The following is a 20,603-nucleotide window of genomic DNA, read 5'->3' on the forward strand; positions in this document are numbered from 1 at the left end:
GTCAGGCCTCCTCGCCGTCGACAGCCAACTGGTCGGTCTCCGGTGCCTCGCCGGCCGGCGGGAGAGTACCGGCCATTAAGCCGATCACCGCCGGAATGTCGCCGATGTTCTCGAAGGGCAAGGCCAGCGGCAGGGCCGGGGAAATGACCCACACGTCCGAAAGTTCGGTGGCTTCCAGCAGCCGGCGCTCGTTGGACAGCTTGCGGATGGAGGCATCGGCCAGGTCCTCGACGTGTTTGGCGTCGTGCTGTTCGGGGTCCACGTAGTCCTGCAGCACGTCGATCACGTCGGCCCGGCTGATCAGCGGCTCCGTCCCGGTGCCGGCGTGGCGATCCTGGATGAGCCGCATGCGCAGGAGCAGCAGCGTCTCCTCGCGCGTCATCTCCCGCTGCCGCTGCAGGGCGTTGGTGTGCGGTTCGGCCATGGGGACCGGCCGCAGCATGGCAACCTTGCGGTCTTCGTCGATGACCAGTTGCAGGAACAGCTCGCTGAGCCGGGAGGCGAGGACGCGGCGGTGTTCCACCACGGTGTCGTAGACCCGGTCCGTGGAGCCGGCGTGCAGGTATGGGCCGCGCAGCAGCCGGACCAGGGCCTGGCGCAGCTTCAGGGGCAGCTTGCCGGTATCGCCGTCGAAGAGTTCGGGCCCGTCCACAATCTCGTTGCGGGCGGGCGCCTCGTCAGCCTCGGCGGAGTCCGCCTCCTCCGGCCCGTCAGCCTGGGCGGGATCCGCTTCCTCCGGTGCGGCCCCGTCCTCGGGCCCTGCGGACGGATGGGCGGAAACCCCGGTCAACTCGTCCTCGGTCAACTCGTTCATTAGTCTGCAGCTTTCGTGAAAGTGACGGCGGGCAGCACCGCGGTTCGTTCGCTGCCGTCGATTTGGATCAGGGTCACGCTGTCGGTCGCGTCCGGATCAAGCACGCCGCCGGTATTCAAGGCCCGGTGCAGCAGCCAGCGCAGGCTGTTCAGGTGCCGGTGTTCCGGTTCCAGCTGGTCGTAGACCGCCGACAACGGCGCCGGCCCGCGTGCTTCGACGGCCGTGCGCACCGCCCGGGAGAGCACCTCGGCGTCAGCCTGCGGCGTGCGTACCGCGCGGCGGATGTCCGCTTCGGTGAACTCGGGCGGCGGCGGCAACTTCGCCGGCGCCTGGTGATCCTGCGGGTCGTAGAGCCGGATCATGCTCACCGATTCGAAGCCGGAGCCGTACAACTGCGGCGCCGGTACCACCGCACGCCGGCCCGGCAGGCTGTGCCGCGACTTGAAGATCGCGGCCTCGGCAGCCCGGATCGCCTGGCGCAGCTGGACCGATTCGCGGTAGTCGTCCGACTGCACGAAGGTGTGCATGCTCTCCGAGAGCCGCCCGTAGATGCGGTGGATCTCGGCCGCCTGCGCCCGCAACTGGGGCATGAGCTGCTGCAGGGCCCTCCGGTCCTCCGGCTCCAGGCCGTCGGCGAAGTCCCGCTCGAGCACGTCGGCGATTGCCTGCCGGAAACGCTGCTGCTGGTCCTCGTCGTTCAGGAACGCCGTGAAGCTCTCGTACGTCCGGCCTTCGCTGGTGCCGCGCAGCCGTTTGTCGGCGTCGAGCACCTCGCCCATGGTGATGCCCTTGGTGGCATTCGACTCGACGATTTCGGCGCGCAGCGTGTGCAGCATGCGCTCCAAGCCGTCGCGCATCCGCTTGAAGTCGGCCGGCAGCCCGGCCGCCAGCGCCAGGATGTCGCGTGCCGCCTCCGCTGCCGCGGCTGCGGGCACCGCCGCCGGCGCGTCGCCTGCTTCCAGCGCGCGGATCTTTTCCTGCCGTTCGGCGATTTCGGCCCGGAGCACGGCAATGCGCGCCTCGGGGTCGGGATCGGTCTCATGGGCCAGGGCCTCGACCCGGGTGAGCAGCGTGGCCAGGCGGGAGCTGTTCAGGGAGGAGGAGGCCCCGGTCAGGCCGTCCAGGTACTCCAGGAAGCGCACTGTTGCTTCGGTGGGCTCGTAGACGAACCGGCCGCCCTCGCGCAGGCGGGAGAGGAACCTGCGGCCCACCCAGTCGTCGGCGTACTGGCGGGCGGACCAATCCTCGCGCAGCGACACCCCGGCGCGCCGCAGCTCGGCCAGGAACGCGTCGGTGTTGCGGTGGAACTCCTCCAGCGGCAGCTGCGGCCGGGAGCGCGTGAAAGCGGTCCGGAACAGCGCGGGCACCCACGGGCTGGCGGCGGCCAGCTTGAGGCCCGGCGTCGCGGACAAGGCCTGCAGCTCTTGCCAGCGGGCAAGGGCGTTCTGGGTGAAGGACATGCTGTGCTTTCCGCCCGCGGAAGGGAAAAGCGGGCCCAGAAGATCTTAGCCGCTCCTACTGCGCTGACGACGGCGGCGGCCGCCACGGGTGGGCCGTGTCGCCCGGGGGTATACCTGCTGACGACGGCGGTGTGCCCGCCACATGTGGGCCGTGTCGCCCGGGGATACCCCGCTGACGACGGCGGTGTGCCGGTGTGCCCGCCGTGGCGAAACGGATCGCCTCCGGCCTGGGCCCCGCCGTCGTTCGCCTAGCTGCTTGCCGGCAGCTTCTGGCGTCGCGCGGCGAGCTTTTCGGCGGCCTTCCGGCGGGCGACGAGCACCTTCTCGTCCATCGGGGCGTCGCCGCTGGCCCGCCGCGAGCGGGAATAGGCCATGGCTTCGTCCTGGCGTTCCTGCTCGTCGCCGGTGGCAATCTTCGCGCGCAGATGCTCGGGCCCGTAGCCAAAGGCGTCCACGAGGTCGCGTGCGTGCGGGCGGAGCCTGGACAGCAGACGGTTGATGTACCCCCCGAGGATGCGGGCGCGCTGGGCGGAGAGCCGTCCGTGCATGAGGTACCAGCCCAGGTTTTTCTCCACCAGCGACAGGCCGAACAGGTCCCGCAACCACGTCAGCACCTGGCGGGTACCGTCGTCGTCGATCTGCCCGAGTGCGGCGGTAAAGGCCTCCCACTGCAGCAGTTCCGCGTGTGCGCGGGCGGCCTCGATCAGCTCGTGCTGGTGTTCGTTGAACAGCGCCGCGGCCTCCGCCTGCGGCAGCCTCGTGGCATTGCGGAGCGCGCCGCCGATGCCGGCGACCATGGTGGAGACCCGGTCGGTGAGCAGCTGGCGCTGCGACTCCGGATCCTTCAGGTAGTTGGCGCTCTTGCGCTCCGAACCGCTGTCCGCGAACGTCTGGGCCACCTGGCGCAGGCCGGTGCGGTGGAAGGTGGCGTCGGCCGCCTGGTGGGCAACCCACCGGGCCATCACGCCGAAGTCTGCGTGGCGGAACTCCTTGGCGTAGTCCGCGAGCAGCCGCTTGGCGACCAGCTGCAGCAGCACCGTGTTGTCGCCTTCGAAGGTCGCGTAGATGTCCAGGTCGGCGCGCAGCGCCGCGAAGCGGTTTTCGGCCAGGAACCCTGCCCCGCCGGTGGCCTCCCGGCATTCCTGCAGGGTGTCCAGCGCGTGCCACGTGCTGAGCGACTTCAGGGCGGCGGCCAGGGTTTCCAGGTCCTGCCGGTCCTCGTCGGTGTCGTGGGCGCCGGAGAACACGTCGTCGAACTTCTCCAGCAGTTGTTCGTGCGCCAAGGACGCCGCGTAGGTGGTGGCCAGCCGCGGCAGCAGACGCCGCTGGTGGCGCTGGTAGTCCAGCAAGACCTCTTCGGAGGTGTCCGAGGACGCATTGAACTGCCGGCGCTCGGTGCCGTAGCGCACCGCGATGGCCAGGGCTACCTTGCTGGCGGCCACCGCGGCGCCATCGAGCGAAACGCGGCCCTGCACCAAGGTTCCCAGCATGGTGAAGAAGCGGCGGCCCGGGCTGGCGATGGGGGAGGTGTAGGTGCCATCCTCGGCCACGTCGCCGTACCTGTTCAACAGGTTGGTGCGCGGGATGCGGACATGGTCGAAGTGCAGGCGGCCGTTGTCGATGCCGTTGAGTCCGCCCTTGTAACCGTCGTCTTCGCCGCCGATGCCGGGCAGGAAGTTGTGCTGTTCGTCCCGGATGGGCACATAGAAGGCGTGGACGCCGTGGTCGACGCCCCGGGTGATGAGATGCGCGAACACCACCGCGGCCAGGCCGTCGTTGGCGGCGTTTCCCAGGTAGTCCTTCCACGCGGCCCGGAACGGTGTGTGGATGACGAATTCCTGCGTGGCCGGTTCGTAGGTGGCGGTGGTGGCGATGCTGGCCACGTCGGATCCGTGGCCGGTTTCGGTCATGGCGAAGGCGCCCGGCGTCTTGAGGCTCATGATGTCCGGCAGCCACTGGTCATGGTGTTCCCGGGTGCCCAGGTGCAGCACCGCCGCGCCGAACAGGCCCCACTGCACACCGGCCTTGATCTGCAGCGAGGGGTCGGCGGTGACAAGTTCCTCGAAACCGGCCACGTTGCCGCCGTGATTGTCTTCGCCGCCGAGCCGTGCGGGGAAGGCACGGTGCACGGCGCCGGTGTCCACCAGGTACTTCAGCTGCCCGAAGACCCGCTGCCGGTGCTCCTCCATCGTCAGCCCGTCAATGCGGTGGAGTTCCGGGCGGCCGGCCAGGTCGCGTGCCGCCTGGCGGATGTCGGCCCAGCGGCCCAGCAGGAGCCGGCCGAGTTCGGCCACATCCACGGTGGCTCCGTTGTCTTCAACCGGTTCCGGGGTTTCCAGGGCGGGCGTATACGTCATCGGATGATCCTTCGGTCGTCAGGTGTGTGTCGGTGGGGCCGGGGAAGGCGGCGGGGCGGGGCGGCCGGGTGCGGGCGGTCAATCCATGCCCGGGGTGTTGCGGGAACGGCCGGGTGGCCCGGAGCCCGCTGCGGGAGCTCCGTTGTCCGGTGCGACGCCACCCAGCAGCCATTGGGTGAGCAGGCCCGTCATGACTTCCCGGCTCGGCTTGGTTCCATCATCGGAAGCCGCCAGCCAGCATTCACCGGCGGCACGCACCATGCCGATGGCGGCCCGGGGCCAGTAGGAAGCGGCGGCCAGTTCCGCGGCACTTCCCGCTGCCGCGGCCAGGTGGCCGCGCAGCGGGGCCTCGATCATGGCGGTGACGTTGGCGAAAAAGTCCTGCAGGACGGCGGAACTGCCGTCCTCCGGTGCGGCAGCCGGCCGCGCATCGTCCCGACCGGGTTGCGGTGCGGCCGGCGGCTCGGACGGCGCGGCGCGGGTAACGAACGCGTACACGTGCGGCGAGGATTCGGCCATTTGCAGGTAGACCGACACCATGGCGTGCAGGCCCTCCCGGGCCGTGGTCGCGGTGGCGGCGGCCTCCTGGAGCCGGGCCTGCATCCGGCCGATCACCACCTCGCCCATGGCCCGCTGCAGGCCGGCCTTGTCGCCGAAGTAGCGGTAGAAGACGGGCTTGGACGTCCCGGCCGCCGCCGCGATCTCCTCCATGGACGCATCGGGCCCAAGCCGGTGCACCGCGTGCCGCGCCGCCCGGATCAGCTCCCGGCGGCGTTCCGTCCGGTGACGGTCCCAACGGGCCGAGCGGCCGTCCGCGGGCGTCGCCGGATTCGAGGCGGCCTGGCGGCCTGTGGCGGTGTTCACGTAACTCAGCGTATCAGGTACGCTTGGTTACGGTAACTGTCGTTTGTTCCGCTCCGCACCCAATCGAGGAGAGCCCACATGGCCACTTCACCTGACGCCACCGGCACCCGCTCCGCCAACGGACTGCGCAGGGCAGTAGTCGTCGGCGGCAACCGCATCCCCTTCGCCCGCGCGAACGGAGCCTACACCCAGGCCAGCAACCAGGACATGCTCACCGCGGCCCTGGACGGGCTGGTGGCACGGTTCGGGCTGCAGGACGAACGCATCGGCGAGGTGGCCGCCGGCGCTGTCCTTAAACACTCGCGCGACTTCAACCTCACCCGCGAGGCGGTGCTCGGCTCGGCGCTTTCACCGCAAACACCTGCGTACGACCTGCAGCAGGCGTGCGCCACCGGGTTGGAAACCGTGATGGGCCTGGCGAACAAGATCAAACTGGGGCAGATCGACTCCGCCATCGCCGGCGGCGTGGACTCCGCCTCGGACGCACCGATCGCCGTCAGCGAGGGCCTCCGGGCCGTCCTCCTGGAACTGAACCGCGCCAAGAGCATGCAGCAGAAGCTGACCGCCATCGCCAAGTTGCGCCCCAAGGATCTGGCCCCCAACGCGCCGGGCACGGCCGAGCCGCGGACCGGGCTGTCGATGGGCGAGCACCAGGCGCTGACCACCGCAGCCTGGAACATCAGCCGCGACGCGCAGGACGAACTTGCCCTGGCCAGCCACCACAACCTCGCGGCAGCTTACGAGCGCGGATTTTTCGATGACCTCATGACGCCCTACCGGGGCCTGGCCAAGGACTCCAACCTGCGCGCCGACACCACCTTGGAGAAGCTGGGCAAGCTGCAGCCGGTGTTCGGCAAGAACCTCGGCGCCGAGGCAACCATGACGGCCGGCAACTCCACGCCGCTGACCGACGGGGCCTCCACCGTGCTGCTGAGTTCGGAAGAGTACGCCCGGAGCAACGACCTGCCGGTGCTGGCGGAGGTAGTGGACTCCGAGGCCGCCGCCGTTGATTTTGTGCACGGCAAGGAAGGACTGCTGATGGCGCCGGCCTATGCCGTGCCCCGGCTGCTGGCCCGGCAGGCCCTGACGTTCGCCGACTTCGATTTCTTCGAGATCCACGAGGCCTTCGCCGGGACGGTGCTGTGCCACTTGGCCGCGTGGGAAAGCGAGGAGTTCTGCCGCAACAAGCTGGGCCTCGAGAAGCCCTTGGGCGCCATCGACCGGACCCGCCTCAACATCAATGGCTCCTCGCTGGCCACCGGCCATCCCTTCGCGGCCACCGGTGGCCGCCTGGTGGCCAGCCTGGCCAAGATGCTGCGCGAGAAGGCCGACGCCGAGTCCCGCACCACCCGAGGCCTGATTTCCGTCTGCGCCGCAGGCGGCATGGGCGTCGTCGCCATCCTGGAGGCGAACTGATGACCGACCGGTACGTGGATTTGGTCAACGCCGGACCGGTGAAGAGCCTGGCCAAGAAGCTGGGGCTGCCGCAGCCCGCCGTGCTGCGGCGCTACCGGCCGGGCGCACCGCTGCTGCCCGGACCTGTCCTGGTGCTCGGCGCGGGCGCCGGCGCCGACACGGTGGCCAAGGAAATGCTCGGGTGGGACCTCGACGTTCGCCGGCATGCGGCACCAAAGGAACGCGTCGGCGGCATCGTGCTGGTGCTCGACGAGCTGGAATCGCCCGAGGACCTGTCGGAGCCCATGCTCAGCGCCGGCGCCAGCCTCAGGGACCTGGCCCCCGGCGGCCGCGTGATCACCGTATCCCGGCCCGCCGACGGCGCCGCCCGGCCCGCGCAGGCCGCCGCGCGCCAAGCGGTGGACGGGTCGCTGCGGTCACTGGCCCACGAGCTGCGCGGGGGTGCCACCGCCAACGGCATCCTGCTCGGCGAAGGCGTGGACGCCGGAGCATCGGCCGTCCTGGGACCCCTGCGCTTCCTGCTCTCGGCCCGGAGCGCCTACGTCAGCGGGCAGTTCCTGCTGGTCGGCTCCGACGACGGCTCGCTCCCCGCGGATCCGGACCGTCCGCTCGCCGGCAAGGTCGCCGTCGTCACCGGCGCCGCGCGCGGCATTGGCGCTGCCATCGCCGAGACCCTGCACCGCGACGGCGCACAACTCGTCGTCGTCGATGTCCCCGCGGCGGGGGAACAGCTGGCGCAGGTCGCGAACCGGGTGGGCGGCACCGCCCTGCAGTTGGACATCACCGCGGCCGATGCCGGCGCGAAGATCGCCGCCCATGCCGTGGAGCGGCACCACGGACTGGACATCGTGATCCACAACGCCGGCATCACCCGCGACAAACTGTTGGCCAACATGGACCAGGCCAAATGGGACTCCGTGATCGCCGTCAACCTCACCTCGCAGCTGACGATGAACGGGCAGCTGCTGGCCTCGGGCGCGTTCCGCGGGCGGCCGCGCGTGGTTTCACTGGCCTCAACCAGCGGCATTGCGGGCAACCGCGGGCAAACCAATTACGCCGCGTCGAAGGCGGGAATCATCGGCATGGTCCGGGCCTCGGCCGCCGGGTTCGCCGACGCCGGCGGCAGCATCAACGCCGTGGCACCGGGCTTCATCGAGACGGACATGACCGCCCGGATGCCGTTCCTGACCCGGGAAGTGGCACGCCGGCTCTCCTCGCTGCAACAGGGCGGACAGCCGCGCGATGTCGCCGAGGCCGTCTCCTTCCTGGCCAGCGATGCTGCGGGCGGCATCAACGGCCAAACCCTGCGGGTCTGCGGGCAAAGCATGGTCGGCGCATGAACGAAGTCATCCTGGGGGAGATGCCCACGCTCTCGCGCCTCTACCTGACGGCGGCGTCGACTGCCGCGCGGCACAAGCTGGGCGTGGGACAGCACGCCGAGCAGGTCCCGGCGGCGCGGCATACCCTGCACGGAGTTCAGATCACCCCCGAGCGGATCAGCGGGTTCCAGCAGTTGGTCCACGGCACCGTGCGGGACACCCTGCCCTCCGTGTTCCTGCACTCGGTCGCGTTCCCCGTGGCGATGAGCGTGATGACGCGGCCGGACTTTCCGCTGCCGCTGCTCGGCATGGTCCATCTGGCCAATCGGGTGCGGCACTTGCGGCCGGTCCACTTCACCGAGCCCCTGGCCGTCACGGCCTGGGCCGAGGGCCTCCGCGGCCACCACGCGGGCACGCAGGTCGAACTGCACACCCGGATCGAGGCCGACGGCGAGGCCGTGTGGGAAGGTGTCTCGGACTACCTGGCCAAGGCGGTCTACTTGCCCGGCCTGGACAAGGCAGCCCGCCCGGAGCGCGCCGATTTCACGCCGCCGCAGCCGACGGCCCGCTGGCGGCTCGGGCCGGAGGCCGGGCGCGAGTACGCCGGGGTGTCCGGCGACTTCAACCCGATCCACCTGAGCGCGGTGTCCGCGAAGATGCTGGGGCTCAAGCGGTCCATCGCCCACGGGATGTACCTGGCCTCACGAGTCCTGACCAGCGTGGAAGCCACGGCCAGCGAACCCTTCAGCTGGCGCATCGACTTTGCCGCTCCGGTCTTCCTGCCCGCCACCGTGGCCGTCAGGATCCATGACACGGAACGCGACGGGTCCTGGGAAGCTTCCGAGTTCACCGGCTGGGGGGAGCGCAGCCACCGGCTGCACTTCACGGGCAGCGTCCACACGCTCGCCGGCTGAGTGGCGTGGCCGGACCGGGTCAGCCGGTGACGGCCCGGCGTTCGAGGACCTCCCGTTCGCGATCATTCTTCGCCAGCGCGGCGGCGGCGGCGAACTCGGAGCGGGCCTCGTCCGCCCGGCCGAGCCGGGCCAGCAGCTCGCCGCGGACGCTCGGGAGCAGGTGGGAGCCGCTCAGGGCGCCTTCCGAGGCCAGCCGGTCCACGATCGCCGGGCGGTGGCGGGGCCGGTGGCCATGGACACTGCCACAGCACGGTTGAGCTCCACCACCGGGCTCGGCGCCACCCGGCCAAGCGCTTCGTAGAGCAGCACGATCTGCGCCCAGTCGGTGCCGGCGACGCTGGGGGCGGCCGCATGGCATGCGGCGATGGCCGCCTGCAGGGCGTAGCTGCCCCGGCCGCGGCCCAGCGCGTCGGCCCTGGCCAGGGCGGCTCGGCCGCGTTCAATCTGGGCGCGGTCCCAACGCGTCAGGTCCTGGTCGGCGAGCAGGACCGCGCTGCCGTCCGGCTGTGTGCGGGCGCCGAAACGCGACGCCTGGAACTCCATCAGGGCCACCAGTGCGTGCGCTTCGGGCTCCCGGGGCACCAGCGACACCAGGAGGCGTCCGATCCGCAGGGCTTCGCCGGCCAGGTCCGACCGGATCCAACGGTTCCCGGAGGTCGCCGCGTACCCTTCCGTGAACAGGAGGTCGACCACGCGCAGGACGGCGCCCAGCCGCGGGCCCCAGTCGTTCGGTTCGGGGACTTCGAAGGGGACCTTCGCCGCGGCCAGGGTTTTCTTGGCCCGGACGATGCGCTGTTGCACCGTGGCGACCGGAATCACGAAGAGCCGGCCGATCTCCTCGGCAGACAGGCCGGCGACGACCCGCAGCGTCAGGCATACCTGCGCTTCCCGCGAGAGGACCGGGTGGCAGGCGGTAAAGACGAGCCGGAGCACGTCGTCGGGTACGGGGTCCCAACGCAGGTCTTCTTCGTCCCGCAGCCCGCGGGCCAGCACCTGGTAACGGTCCTCCAGGCGTTCGGCCCGCCGCCAGGAGTCGATGGCCCGGCGCTTGGCCACGGTGGTCAGCCACGCCGCCGGGTTGCGGGGGACGCCGGCGTGCGGCCACCGGGCCAGCGCATCGGCCACGGCTTCCTGCGCGACGTCCTCGGCGAAACCGACATCCCCGGTGGCACGGGCCAGGGCGGCGACAGTCCGGGCGCCCTCGATCCGCCACAACGCATCGATCCGGCGCCGGATTGCCGCTTGGGCCTCGGCCCCCGCCTCCCCGGGCTCCTGGGCCTCGGATCCCGCCGCCCCAGGCTCCTGGGCCTCGGCCCCCGCCGCCCCGGGCTCCCGGGCCTCGGCTCCGGGGGTCAGGCGTTCTCCGAGCGGAGCCTCGCCTCTTCCTCGCGCCATCCTTCTTCCTTCCGGATGTACTCGTTGTCGGCGAAGTCCGCGAAATCGGCGGCCTCGGTCACGCGGCGGACCTCCAGCTTTGAGCCCGGTCCCAGCGGGCAGCGGCTGGCCCACTCCGCGGCTTCCTCCTTGGAGGCCACCTGGACGATCCAAAAACCGTTGAACAGTTCGTGCGTTTCGCCGTACGGGCCGTCGGTCACAATCGGCGGCTCCTCCGAGAAGTCCACGACGAATCCGCTGCCGTCGGAAAGATCCGCCAGGCCTTCTCCCGCCAGCATGACGCCGGCGTTGATCATCGCCTCGTTGTAGGCGCCCATCTTGTTGATCATTTCTTCGAACGGCATGGATTTGGACGCCTCAAGGGCTTCATCCGTGGACCGCATGATGAACATGTACTTCATGGCTTTTCTCCTTCTCGGAACGAGACGCAGGCATGCGCCTTCTACTATGCCGTCGAACGGGGGCCGTGGATATCGACATGCCCGGGAATTATTTTCGGAATCTTCGCGCCGCGGTTCGGCGGCCCCGCGGCAGCCGCCTCTATGCTTGCCGTATGACCAACGACGATCAGTTGCGTGACCGCGCCCGGATGCTTGACGCCGCAGACCCGCTGGCCGGATACCGGGCCCGGTTCGCGGGCCACGACGACGACGCCGTCGTGGCCTACCTCGACGGCAATTCGCTGGGCCGGCCGCTGGCCGCCAGCATCGAGCGCGTCCGGGACGTCATGGCGCAGCAGTGGGGCGGCCGGCTGATCCGGGCCTGGGACGAGGTCTGGCTCCAGCTGCCGGAGCAGATCGGCGACGAGCTGGGCCGGGTCGTGCTGGGAGCCGCGCCGGGCCAATGCGTGGTGGCCGACTCCACCACGGTGCTGCTGTACAAGCTGGCCCGCGCCGCGATCGATGCGCGGCCAGGGCGCCGGCGCATCCTGGTGGACCGGGACAATTTTCCGTCCGACCGCTTTATCGTGGAAGGCATCGCCGCCGAGTGCGGCCTGGAGCTGGACTGGCTCGAGCCCCCGCACGCCGGGGGAGTGACGGCAGAAGCGGTCCGGGGCGCCGTGGGGCCCGACACAGCGCTCGTGCTGCTCAGCCACGTGGCCTACCGCTCCGGCTATGTTGCGGACATCCCGGCCATCACCGCCGCCGCGCACGACGCCGGTGCCCTGGTTTTGTGGGACCTGTGCCATTCCGCCGGGGTGCTGCCCGTGGAACTGGACGGCTGGGGCGTCGACCTGGCCGCAGGCTGCAGCTACAAGTACCTTAACGGCGGTCCGGGCGCCCCGGCCTGGGCCTACGTGCGGACCGAGCACCAGCACCTGAGCCAGCCGATCCAAGGCTGGTTGGGCAGCGCCAAACCCTTCGAGATGGGTCAGGGGTACCAGCCGGCCGGCGGGATCCGCCGGTTCACGTCCGGAACTCCGCCGATCATCGGCATGACCGCCCTCCAGGACATGGTCGCCCTCATCGACGAGGCCGGGCTGGCGGCGGTCCGGGAAAAGTCGATCGCCCTGACCGGGTTTGCCGTCGAGGCCGTGCGGGAGGCGCTGGCCGGTTTCGGCGTCGCCATCGCCTCGCCGCTTGATCCGGCGGAACGCGGCGGCCACGTCACCATCGACCACCCGGACTTCAAGCAAATCACCGGCAGGCTCTGGGAGCAGGGAGTGATACCGGACTTCCGCGAGCCCGACGGCCTCCGGCTGGGGCTCTCGCCGCTGTCCACCAGCTTCCAGGAGGTGTGGCGCGGCATCGCCGCCATTCGCGCCGAGCTCGAACGGATGTAGCCGAGCTCGAACGGGTTCAGCCGCCCCGCCGGACCATCCGGATCTCGTGCAGGCCTTCCCACAGGCCGGTCAGGGGCTCGCGGCGTCCGTCCGGGCCGAATCCGTGCTTGCGGTAGAACGCCTGGGCGCGCGGGTTGTCCTCGAGGACCCAGAGCAGCGCGGGCCCGCCACCGATCGCCGCCTCCAGCAGTTGCCGCCCGAGCCCGGTCCCGTAGGCCTCCGCCAGCACGTAGAGCATCTGCAGTTCGTGCGGCACGCCGGCGTCGGCGTCGTCGTCCTGCACGGGGCCGCCGCCCGAGCAGCCGATGATCCGTCCGGCGGGGTCTTCGGCGACCCACAGCTCCGCCCCCGCCGCCAGCCCGCGCGACCACCAGTCGATCTGCTGGTCCCGCCGGGCCGCTTCGGCGGCGAAGAAGCTCTCCGGCCGCTGGGACGAGTAGGTTTCCCGCCAGGCGGCGAGCTTCATGTCGAGCGTGGCGGGGATGTCGTCTCGGGTGGCGCGGCGGATGCGGAAATCGGGGGTTGGCACCCATGAATCCTAGCCGTGCGGCTGCCCGGATCCCAGATCATGCCGGCACCGCAAGGCTCAGCGGCGGAAGTGGTCGACCGCGAGCTGGTAGCTGTGCGCCGTCAGCGCGGCGGTCTGCTCCCAGCCAAAGGACGAGGCGTGCACCGCGGCATTGGCGCCCAGCCGCCGGCGGAACTCCGGGTAGTCGTGGAGCTCGCGGAGGGCCCCCGCCCACCGGACCGGGTCGTGCCCGTCCACCAGCAGCCCGGTGAGCCCGTGGCTGACCGCCACCGGCAGCCCGCCCACGTTGGTGGCAACGACGGGCGTACCGCACGCCTGCGCTTCCAGGGCGACCAAGCCGAAGGATTCGCTGAAGGACGGGACCGCCACCACATCGGCGCTGCGGAAGGTGGCCGCCAAGGCGCGCGGCTCCACGGGGGGCGAGAGCGTCACGGTGTCCGCCAGCCCCAGCTTCCCGGCCAGCGCCGGCAGGTCAAGCCCGGCGGACCCGCTGATCTCGCCGATGATGGACACGCGCAGCCGGATGTCGGGCCGTTGGCGGCGCAGTTCGGCCGCGGCGGCCAGCAGGACCTGCGGCCCTTTCAGTACCTGGATGCGGCCGGCAAACACCAGGTGGAAGGTATCCGGCCCGATGCCCGCCGCCTCCCGGTCCGCGCGGCGGCCGTCGGGGCGGAAGGTGTGCAGGTCCACCCCGGGCGGGATCACGTCCACCGTCCCCTCGTCCGCGCCGTAGAGATCGACCAACTCGGCCGCCTCGGTCAGGGTATTGGCGATCAGCCGGCCGGCTCCGGACGCTATGGCTTGCTCCCCGTCGATCCGGGAGGCCGGCTCGGGCAGTTCGCCGGGCTGCAGGTGCAGGTTTTTGACCAGCCCCATCGTGTGCATCGAGTGCACCAGCGGAATGTGCCAGTCGTGCTGCAGCCGCAGCCCCACGGCACCCGAGAGCCAGTAGTGCGAGTGCAGCACGTCGTACCGTGCCCCGTCCTGCTGCGTGAACTGCCGCAGCGAAGCCTCCAGCGCGGCCAACCGCTGCGGCAGGTCTTCCTTGGTTACCGCGTCGGCGGGGGCTCCGTCCAGATGGATCACGCGGACGCCGGCCCGGGGATGTTCCACGGGTTCCTGCCCGTCATGCAGGGAGCGGGTGAAAACGTCGACGGCGGTGCCCAGCGCCGCCTGTTCCCGCGCCAGGGCGCGCACGTAGACGTTCATCCCGCCGGCATCGCCCCCGCCGGGGAGGGCCAGCGGCGAGGTGTGCAGCGACAGCACGGCGATGCGCTCCGCGCCGACCATGCCCACCTCCAGACCGTGTCAGCCGGGACGTCTCCGGCTCGGGAAAATCGACGTGCCGCCGAATTTGTCTAGCAGCCACTTTAGCCGCCCGGGTAGGCCCCGGCCGCTTGATGACGGATCAGTGCATGGTGAAGCGGCTGGCCACCGTGTCCTGCACTCCGGGGAAGCGGGTGAGGGTGCTGAACAGGCGGTTGCGGGCCGCGAGCACCGGCGGCGGCAACGGCCTGCCCAGGGCCATGTTGAGGTGCGCCTGCCAGACGGCGGTGTTGGCCGCCCGCCGCCGGTCCGCCTCGAATCTCCGCAACGCCATGCCCGTCGGCTCGCCCGCCAGGGCCGCGGCCACGATCGGAGCCAGGGCTGCGGCATCCAGCCAGCCCAAATTCATGCCCTGCCCGCCGATCGGACTCACCTGGTGTGCTGCGTCGCCGACCAGCGCGACGCGTCCAGCTACCAGCCGCCGCGGCGTCCGGGAGCTGACGGAGAAGGCGCTGAGCATGGAGCAACTGCCAGGGTCCGGGCCCGTCCCGGTGCGCCGCGCGACCAGGGAGGCGAGGCCGTCCGGCGTCGGATGGCTGACCACGCCGGGCATCCTGGCCACCCAGCGCCGGGTACCCCCGGGGAGCGGGAAGGATTCGACGATGCCGCCGGCCTCCATATAGAGCACGGCGGTGCTGCCGTCGCCGGTGGTGTCGGCGAAGTCTCCCATCAGGTAGGCGTCCGGATACACCCGCGTTCGCACCGGGACGCCGAGTTGGCGGCGCAGGGCGGAATAGGCGCCGTCGGCCGCCACCACCAGCCTTGCCCGCACCGTCTCCGCAGCGGCAGCCGGTGCCACGCCGGCAGGCGGTGCCGGTCCCGCGCCCCGGCGACAGGACAACGTCACGGTCGCGCCGTCGTCGTACGCCCCCTGCACCGCCACCGCGCGGCGCACCGCCCCGGGACGCAGCGCCTCCAGCCGTTCTTCCAGCAGCCGTTCGGTGATGACCTGCGGCACGGCCAGCACGTAGGGATGCGCGCCGGGAATGCCGTCAAACGAGAGCGACGCGACGTCCCGGCCGCGGCTGCGGGCCACGCCCCGGCGGATGCGGACGCCGGCCGCCAACAGCTCCGGACCCACGCCCGCGTCGTCGAGCACGGCCAACGCCGGCGGATGGATCCCGATCGCACGGGAGTGGCTGCTGCGGGCGCTGCGCCGTTCCAGGACCGCGACGTCCACCCCGCGCCGGGCCAGCAGGATGGCCATCAGCAAACCCACCGGGCCGCCGCCGACCACGGCGACATCGAGCAGGCGGCCGCCGGGCGATTCAACAGGCCGGCCCCGGGGGAGCGCCGCCTCAGGCATCGGGCTCATGGATCACCAGCTGGCGGAAACGCGAATCGGGCAGCACCCGCCACTCCGGCGGGAGGGCGGCGCGCAATTCCTCCGGGGTGTAGCTGCGGCGGATGGAGGTCAGCCCGTCCCGGCGGATGAAGGAGCGGTGGAAAAACGGCAGCGTCCCGGCGGCGAACAGCACATACGCCGTGCGGCTGCGGATGATGTCGCTGTGGACTGCGAGGACGCGCGACAACCGCTGCGAGTCCGCCAGCAGGCCTGCCAGCTCGGGGGCGGTCAGGTGGTGCAGCAAGTGGTTGGACACGACGGCGTCGAAGCTGCGTCCTTCTGCCACCAGCTCCGAACTGAACGCCTGCCGGAACTCGAGGCCCGGCGACCGCGGCCGGGACACGGCGAAGGCATGCGCGCGCGGATCGGGATCGATCGCCGTGATCCGCAAGTCGAGGCCGTCCCGGGCGGCCAGGCGGGCGAGCAGCCGGGGAACGTCGCCGCCGCCGGAGCCGATATCGAGCAGGGTGGGGGCCTCGAGGCCGGCCAGGCGCGGGCGGAGCAGGCGCCGGTAGATGCCGTGCCAACCCGACACCGCCCGGTTGATCAGCGGAAACTGGGCGTAGGTGCGCCGAAGCATCGCGGGGTCGCAGTCCGGCTTGTCCATTTCCTCCACGGCGTCTGTGGCGCGGAGGGCCAGGAACGTCGACGCCTTGCGATCCGGCGGGCGGGCGGCCACGGCGGTCGGTTCCCGCCCTACACCGACGCTGCCGCGGAAACCTGGCGGGCCCGGAGGGTGGCGGCGGGCACGGTCTTGGTGAACAGGCCGGTTTCCACGGTCAGGCCCGGGCCGAAGGCCATCGAGCAGATCCGCTCCTCCCCGGACCCTGCCGGCTGCTCCAGAATGTGCTTGAGCACAAACATCACGGTGGCGCTGGACATGTTCCCGTACCGCCGCAGCGTTTCCCGGGCCGGCACGAGCTGTTCCCCGGTCAGCTCCAGCTTGGCCTCGACCTTGTCCAGGATGCTGCGGCCGCCCGGATGGATCGCCCAGTGCTCAATATCGCGGTATGGTCTTGCCGCCACGTCCGGTTCACGGGCCAGCAACGGCTCCAGCGCACCAACGATGTGTTCGTCGATAATGTGCGGAACATAGGTCCCCAGGACCATCTCGAAGCCCTCGTCACCGATGTTCCAGGCCATGGATTCCTCGCCGACCGGGGTGAGGACGGTTTCGAAGTGGTCCAGCCGGATGGCAGGACCGGTCTCGTCCAGGCCGCGCGCGGTGATGACCGCTGCCGCCGCGCCGTCTGCGAACAGGGAGGACCCGACAATGGTGTCCGGGTCGTTGGACGTGCGCACGTGCAGCGTGCAGAGTTCGGCCGATACCACCATCACCACCGCCTGCGGATCGGCGTCGCAGAACGACTTGGCCGCCCGCAGGGCCGGGAACGCCGCGTAGCAGCCCATGAAGCCCAGATGGTAGCGCTGAACGGCGGGATTGAGCCCCAGAGCACGCACGATCTTGTAGTCGGGTCCCGGGTTGAAGAACCCGGTGCAGGAGACGGTGATGAGGTGTGTGATGTCCGCCGGGCCGATTCCCTCACAGGAGGCAAGCGCCTTGCCGGCCGCCTCGATGAACAGCGGGGTGGCCTTGTCCGCGAAGATGTCGTTGCGCACCTTCGTGCTGGGAGAGAGCAACTGCCGGGATTCGGCGTCGAAGAACACCGGGTTGTCCGCCCGCTTGGCCGTCGTGAGTTCCTCGACGGCGGTGTACCGGGTGTCGATGCCCGACTGGTCGAACGATGTGGTCACCAGGCGCTGTCCCAGGCGCGTCAGGCCCGGTTGCGTGGAGAACACGTCCCGCGCCTCCGACTGGATCAGGATGGTATCCGGAACAGCGGTTTCCAGGGCTCTCAGCGTGGCCGTCATAGTCCATTCATAGAGCAGGCAGCCGGGTAAGACAATGGACCGGCTGCCCGGCTCCCGGCTGAACCGCTACGTAACACCCGGGCGTCTTACCGGTTGACGGGCCAGGTCTGGGACACAAGGAGCGGATCCGGTGGAGTACGAAATCAATTCCCTGCCGCTGCACGTGCTCCTGGTCCACGCCACCGTGGTGTTCGTTCCGCTGGCGGCTTTGTGCGTTGCGCTCACCCTGCTCTGGCCGGCGGCGAGGCGGCGCCTGGGGATTGCCACCCCGCTGATCGCCCTGCTGGCCCTGGTGCTGGTGCCGGTCACCCAACAGGCCGGCCACTGGTTGTTCCTCAGGATCGACCAGACGCCGCTGGCCGTCGAACACATGCGGTTGGGCGACATGCTGCTGCCGTGGGTGGCCGGTCTTTTCGCCGCGGCGCTGGGACTGTGGCTGTGGTTCCGTTACGGAACGACGGCGGACGCCTCCTCCCGGCGCAGGCTTGGCGCCGGATACCGCGTCATTGCGGCGGTGGTCGCCGTCGCCGTGCTGGCCGTGTGTGCCGGCGCCACGGTGGCAGTGGTGCTGACCGGTGAATCCGGAACGCGGGCGGTCTGGGAAGGCGCCTACTCCGGGCCGCCGGCGCTGCCCTGACCAACTCCGGCCTCGCCGGCTCGGGTCGTGGCCCGGCGCTTTTAGCGGCCCAGGCGCCGGTAGGAGGAGCCGAAGTGGATGAGCGGGTCGGCGCTTTCCGCACCGGCAGCGTCCCGGCCCATGGCCAGCACCTCGCCGACGATCAGCAGGTGGGTGGCCGCCGGATGCACCGCCGTCGTCCTCAGCTCGAACCACGCGGGGGCTCCGCCGATCACGGCGGCACCGGTGGCCGGGCCGCGCCGGTACGGCACCTGGTTGAGCAGGCCTTCCACCGGATTGCCCGGGCTCGCCAGCCAGTTCGCCGTGCCCTGGTGCTGCGAGGCCAGCAGGCTCAAGGCCCAGGTCCCCGAGTCGGCCACGGCGTCGCAAATCCTCGACTCCTCGAAGAGGCTGACCAGCATGGTGGGCGGATCGTAGGACACCGAGAGATAACCGCTGACGGTCGCCGCGTAGTCCCGGTTCCGCCACCGCGTCGACACCACCGCGACGCCCGCTGCAATGTCGGCGCTGAGCGTGCGGTACAGGTCGATGTCCCGCTGATCCGCCGCGCCCTGCCTGACGGGATGGGCCGCCAGTTCTCCGTCCAGTTCCATGCCGCCATCTTTGCATGCCGGCCGCGGGGCGGCTCAGGGACGGTTCAAAACGGAGGCAGCGGATGATAAGGATGTTAAACAGTAAGCACCCTGAGAATTGCGAGTGGAGTGGATATGGCCCAGCGGCTCGTTGCAGACCTTATTGTCGATCGGCTTCGCGCGTGGCAGGTGTCGCGGATTTTTGGCTACAGCGGGGACGGCATCAACACGTTCATGGGCGCGCTGCGGCGCGCGGGGACGGTCGAATTCGTCCAGGCCCGGCACGAGGAAAATGCCGCCTTCATGGCGGTGGGGCACGCCAAGTACACGGGCGGGGTGGGGGTGGTCACGGCCACCCAGGGTCCCGGAGCCGTGCACCTGCTCAACGGCCTGTACGACGCCAAACTCGACAGCGTCCCGGTAGTGGCCATTGTCGGGCAGCAGTCGCGCACCGCGCTCGGCTCCGGGTACATGCAGGAAGTGGACCTGGCCAACCTGACGAAGGACGTGGCCACCTTCCGGCAGCAGGTGAGCACCCCTGAGCAGGTTCCGCTGGTGCTGGACCGCGCCTTCAAGGCGGCCCTGAGCGGCCGCGGCCCGGCCGTGGTGATCATTCCGCACGACATCCAAAAACTTCCCGCCCCCGAACTTGAGCACACCCACGGCGTGGTGGCCACCGCGCCGATCTGGCGTGCCGCGCACGTGGTCCCGGACCCGGACGACCTGCGCGCGGCCGCGGCCGTGCTCAACGCCGGGCAGCGGGTTGCCCTGCTGGTAGGACAGGGAGCGCGGGATGCCCGCGGGCAGGTGGTTGCGGTGGCGGAGAAGCTCGGGGCCGGCATTGCCACCAGCCTGCTGGGCAAACCCTATGTGGACGAGTCGCTGCCCTTCGCGGCCGGAACCATGGGGCATCTGGGTACCGCCGCCAGCGGCCAACTGCTGGGACACTGCGACACCTTGCTGATCGTGGGCTCCAATGACCCCTGGACGGAGTTCTACCCGCCGCCCGGTGCCGCGCGCGCGGTGCAGATCGACAATGACGCCAGTGCCATCGGCAACCGCTATCCGGTCGAGGCGGCGCTCACCGGCGACGCCGCCACCACCCTGGCGGCGCTGCTGCCGCTGCTTGAGGACCGCGCAGGCGGCGGGTGGCGCGAGCAGGTGGAAGGCTGGGTGCGGCAGTCGCGCGAGCTGTCGCGGCAGCGGGCCATGACGCCGGCGCAACCGGTCAACCCGGAACGGGTGGCCTTTGAGCTGAGCGAAAGATTCCCGCCGGACGGCCTGCTCGCCGTCGATGTCGGCAGTTCCGTCTACTGGTATGCCCGGCAACTGCGGCTGCCGGCAGGGGCCCAGGCGCACCTTTCCAGCACCTTGGCAAGCATGGGTTGTTCGATACCGTACGGCATCGCCGCCAAGCTGGCCGCCCCGGAACGGGTGGTTGTTGCCCTCACAGGAGACGGGGCCATGCAGATGAGCGGCCTGGCCGAACTGATTACCGTCGGCCGGCTCTGGCAGCGGTGGATGGACCCCCGTTTTGTGGTCTGCGTCCTGAACAACCGGGAACTCGCCGAAGTGACCTGGGAACAACGGGAGATGGAGGCCGAGCCGCGGTTTGCCGACAGCCAGGCCCTGCCCGATGTCGACTACGCGGGCTACGCACGGTTGCTCGGACTGCACGGGAAGCGGGTCGAGGACCCCGAGCAGCTCGGGGCCGTATGGGACGAGGCGCTGGCCGCCGACCGGCCGTATCTTATCGAGGTGCTCACCGACCCCGACGTTCCGCTGCTCCCGCCGTTCCCGGCCGGCCGGGAGAACGCGGAAACCATGCAGCGGACGCTGGATCAGGAAGGGCAGGTGGCCGGGGGCGCGAAAGACCTGCTGCGCACCTACACCGGCCAGGAAGAAGCCGGTCACGAACGGGCGTCCGGACAGGAAGAAGCCGGCAACGACCGGGCATCCGGACAGTAAGAAGCCGGCAACGACCGGGCATCCGGACAGGA

Annotated in this window: 17 protein-coding genes and 1 pseudogene; 6 read left to right on the forward strand and 12 right to left on the reverse strand. The window is 70.5% G+C overall.

Annotation, left to right across the window (positions count from 1 at the left end):
- Nucleotide 1: 1 nt before the first annotated feature.
- The 4 genes from AC5RWG_RS01565 to AC5RWG_RS01580 all read right to left on the reverse strand — a co-directional run bounded on the left by AC5RWG_RS01565 (nucleotide 2) and on the right by AC5RWG_RS01580 (nucleotide 5,495).
- Nucleotides 2–814, reverse strand: a complete 813-nt coding sequence (locus tag AC5RWG_RS01565; RefSeq protein ID WP_494166278.1) for a DUF4194 domain-containing protein — start codon at nucleotides 812–814, stop codon at nucleotides 2–4.
- Nucleotides 814–2,274, reverse strand: coding sequence for a DUF3375 domain-containing protein (locus AC5RWG_RS01570; protein ID WP_494166279.1), 1,461 nt, complete (start codon nucleotides 2,272–2,274; stop codon nucleotides 814–816). The genes AC5RWG_RS01565 and AC5RWG_RS01570 overlap by 1 nt, the downstream gene beginning before the upstream one ends.
- A gap of 248 nt (nucleotides 2,275–2,522) precedes the next feature.
- Nucleotides 2,523–4,631 (reverse strand): acyl-CoA dehydrogenase family protein, encoded by a 2,109-nt coding sequence (locus tag AC5RWG_RS01575; protein WP_494166280.1) that lies wholly within the window; start codon nucleotides 4,629–4,631, stop codon nucleotides 2,523–2,525.
- A gap of 78 nt (nucleotides 4,632–4,709) precedes the next feature.
- Nucleotides 4,710–5,495, reverse strand: coding sequence for a TetR/AcrR family transcriptional regulator (locus AC5RWG_RS01580; RefSeq protein WP_494166281.1), 786 nt, complete (start codon nucleotides 5,493–5,495; stop codon nucleotides 4,710–4,712).
- A gap of 78 nt (nucleotides 5,496–5,573) precedes the next feature.
- Between AC5RWG_RS01580 and AC5RWG_RS01585 the strand changes: the two genes are divergently transcribed.
- The 3 genes from AC5RWG_RS01585 to AC5RWG_RS01595 are packed head-to-tail and all read left to right on the forward strand — an operon-like array spanning nucleotide 5,574 to nucleotide 9,144.
- On the forward strand, nucleotides 5,574–6,911 hold the full coding sequence (locus tag AC5RWG_RS01585; RefSeq protein WP_494013966.1) for an acetyl-CoA C-acetyltransferase: 1,338 nt from the start codon (nucleotides 5,574–5,576) through the stop codon (nucleotides 6,909–6,911).
- Nucleotides 6,911–8,251 (forward strand): 3-oxoacyl-ACP reductase, encoded by a 1,341-nt coding sequence (locus AC5RWG_RS01590; RefSeq protein WP_494166282.1) that lies wholly within the window; start codon nucleotides 6,911–6,913, stop codon nucleotides 8,249–8,251. The genes AC5RWG_RS01585 and AC5RWG_RS01590 overlap by 1 nt, the downstream gene beginning before the upstream one ends.
- A complete protein-coding gene (locus AC5RWG_RS01595) occupies nucleotides 8,248–9,144 on the forward strand; it encodes a MaoC family dehydratase (protein ID WP_494025906.1) in 897 nt (298 codons plus the stop codon). Before AC5RWG_RS01590 ends, AC5RWG_RS01595 begins: the two co-directional genes overlap by 4 nt.
- Nucleotides 9,145–9,163: 19 nt before the next feature.
- Here AC5RWG_RS01595 and AC5RWG_RS01600 read toward each other — a convergent pair.
- Both AC5RWG_RS01600 and AC5RWG_RS01605 read right to left on the reverse strand, forming a co-directional pair.
- A pseudogene (locus AC5RWG_RS01600) lies at nucleotides 9,164–10,380 on the reverse strand (RNA polymerase sigma factor).
- Nucleotides 10,381–10,496: 116 nt separating this feature from the next.
- Nucleotides 10,497–10,940 carry a YciI family protein gene (locus AC5RWG_RS01605; RefSeq protein ID WP_493999698.1) on the reverse strand — a complete coding sequence of 148 codons (444 nt, stop codon included), beginning with the start codon at nucleotides 10,938–10,940 and terminating at the stop codon, nucleotides 10,497–10,499.
- A 152-nt stretch (nucleotides 10,941–11,092) separates the two neighbouring features.
- Between AC5RWG_RS01605 and AC5RWG_RS01610 the strand changes: the two genes are divergently transcribed.
- Nucleotides 11,093–12,322, forward strand: coding sequence for a kynureninase (locus tag AC5RWG_RS01610; protein ID WP_494166283.1), 1,230 nt, complete (start codon nucleotides 11,093–11,095; stop codon nucleotides 12,320–12,322).
- Between the two features lie 16 nt (nucleotides 12,323–12,338).
- Here AC5RWG_RS01610 and AC5RWG_RS01615 read toward each other — a convergent pair whose 3' ends face one another.
- From AC5RWG_RS01615 to AC5RWG_RS01635, 5 genes are all read right to left on the reverse strand, one after another.
- Complete coding sequence (locus AC5RWG_RS01615) at nucleotides 12,339–12,851, reverse strand: GNAT family N-acetyltransferase (RefSeq protein ID WP_494013972.1); 513 nt, start codon at nucleotides 12,849–12,851, stop codon at nucleotides 12,339–12,341.
- Between the two features lie 57 nt (nucleotides 12,852–12,908).
- Entirely contained in the window at nucleotides 12,909–14,141 is a 1,233-nt protein-coding gene (gene mshA / locus AC5RWG_RS01620) for a D-inositol-3-phosphate glycosyltransferase (RefSeq protein WP_494166284.1), read from the reverse strand.
- A 118-nt stretch (nucleotides 14,142–14,259) separates the two neighbouring features.
- Nucleotides 14,260–15,492, reverse strand: a complete 1,233-nt coding sequence (locus AC5RWG_RS01625) for an FAD-dependent oxidoreductase (protein WP_494166285.1) — start codon at nucleotides 15,490–15,492, stop codon at nucleotides 14,260–14,262.
- The gene (locus tag AC5RWG_RS01630) at nucleotides 15,476–16,201 is read right to left on the reverse strand and encodes a class I SAM-dependent methyltransferase (RefSeq protein ID WP_494109243.1); all 726 of its coding nucleotides are present in this window, start codon (nucleotides 16,199–16,201) and stop codon (nucleotides 15,476–15,478) included. The genes AC5RWG_RS01625 and AC5RWG_RS01630 overlap by 17 nt, the downstream gene beginning before the upstream one ends.
- A 17-nt stretch (nucleotides 16,202–16,218) precedes the next feature.
- Nucleotides 16,219–17,394, reverse strand: a complete 1,176-nt coding sequence (locus AC5RWG_RS01635) for a type III polyketide synthase (RefSeq protein ID WP_494166286.1) — start codon at nucleotides 17,392–17,394, stop codon at nucleotides 16,219–16,221.
- A 130-nt stretch (nucleotides 17,395–17,524) separates the two neighbouring features.
- On the opposite strand from AC5RWG_RS01635, the gene AC5RWG_RS01640 reads away from it, so the two are divergent.
- Nucleotides 17,525–18,031: a hypothetical protein gene (locus AC5RWG_RS01640; RefSeq protein WP_494155061.1), complete on the forward strand. Its 507-nt coding sequence runs from the start codon at nucleotides 17,525–17,527 to the stop codon at nucleotides 18,029–18,031.
- A 41-nt stretch (nucleotides 18,032–18,072) separates the two neighbouring features.
- Here AC5RWG_RS01640 and AC5RWG_RS01645 read toward each other — a convergent pair whose 3' ends face one another.
- Nucleotides 18,073–18,624, reverse strand: a complete 552-nt coding sequence (locus AC5RWG_RS01645; RefSeq protein ID WP_494166287.1) for a flavin reductase family protein — start codon at nucleotides 18,622–18,624, stop codon at nucleotides 18,073–18,075.
- 114 nt (nucleotides 18,625–18,738) lie between these two features.
- Here AC5RWG_RS01645 and AC5RWG_RS01650 point away from each other — a divergent pair, with 114 nt between their 5' ends.
- Nucleotides 18,739–20,571, forward strand: a complete 1,833-nt coding sequence (locus AC5RWG_RS01650) for a thiamine pyrophosphate-requiring protein (protein WP_494166288.1) — start codon at nucleotides 18,739–18,741, stop codon at nucleotides 20,569–20,571.
- Nucleotides 20,572–20,603 lie beyond the last annotated feature (32 nt).

This window comes from Arthrobacter sp. Y3221160 (assembly GCF_059092585.1).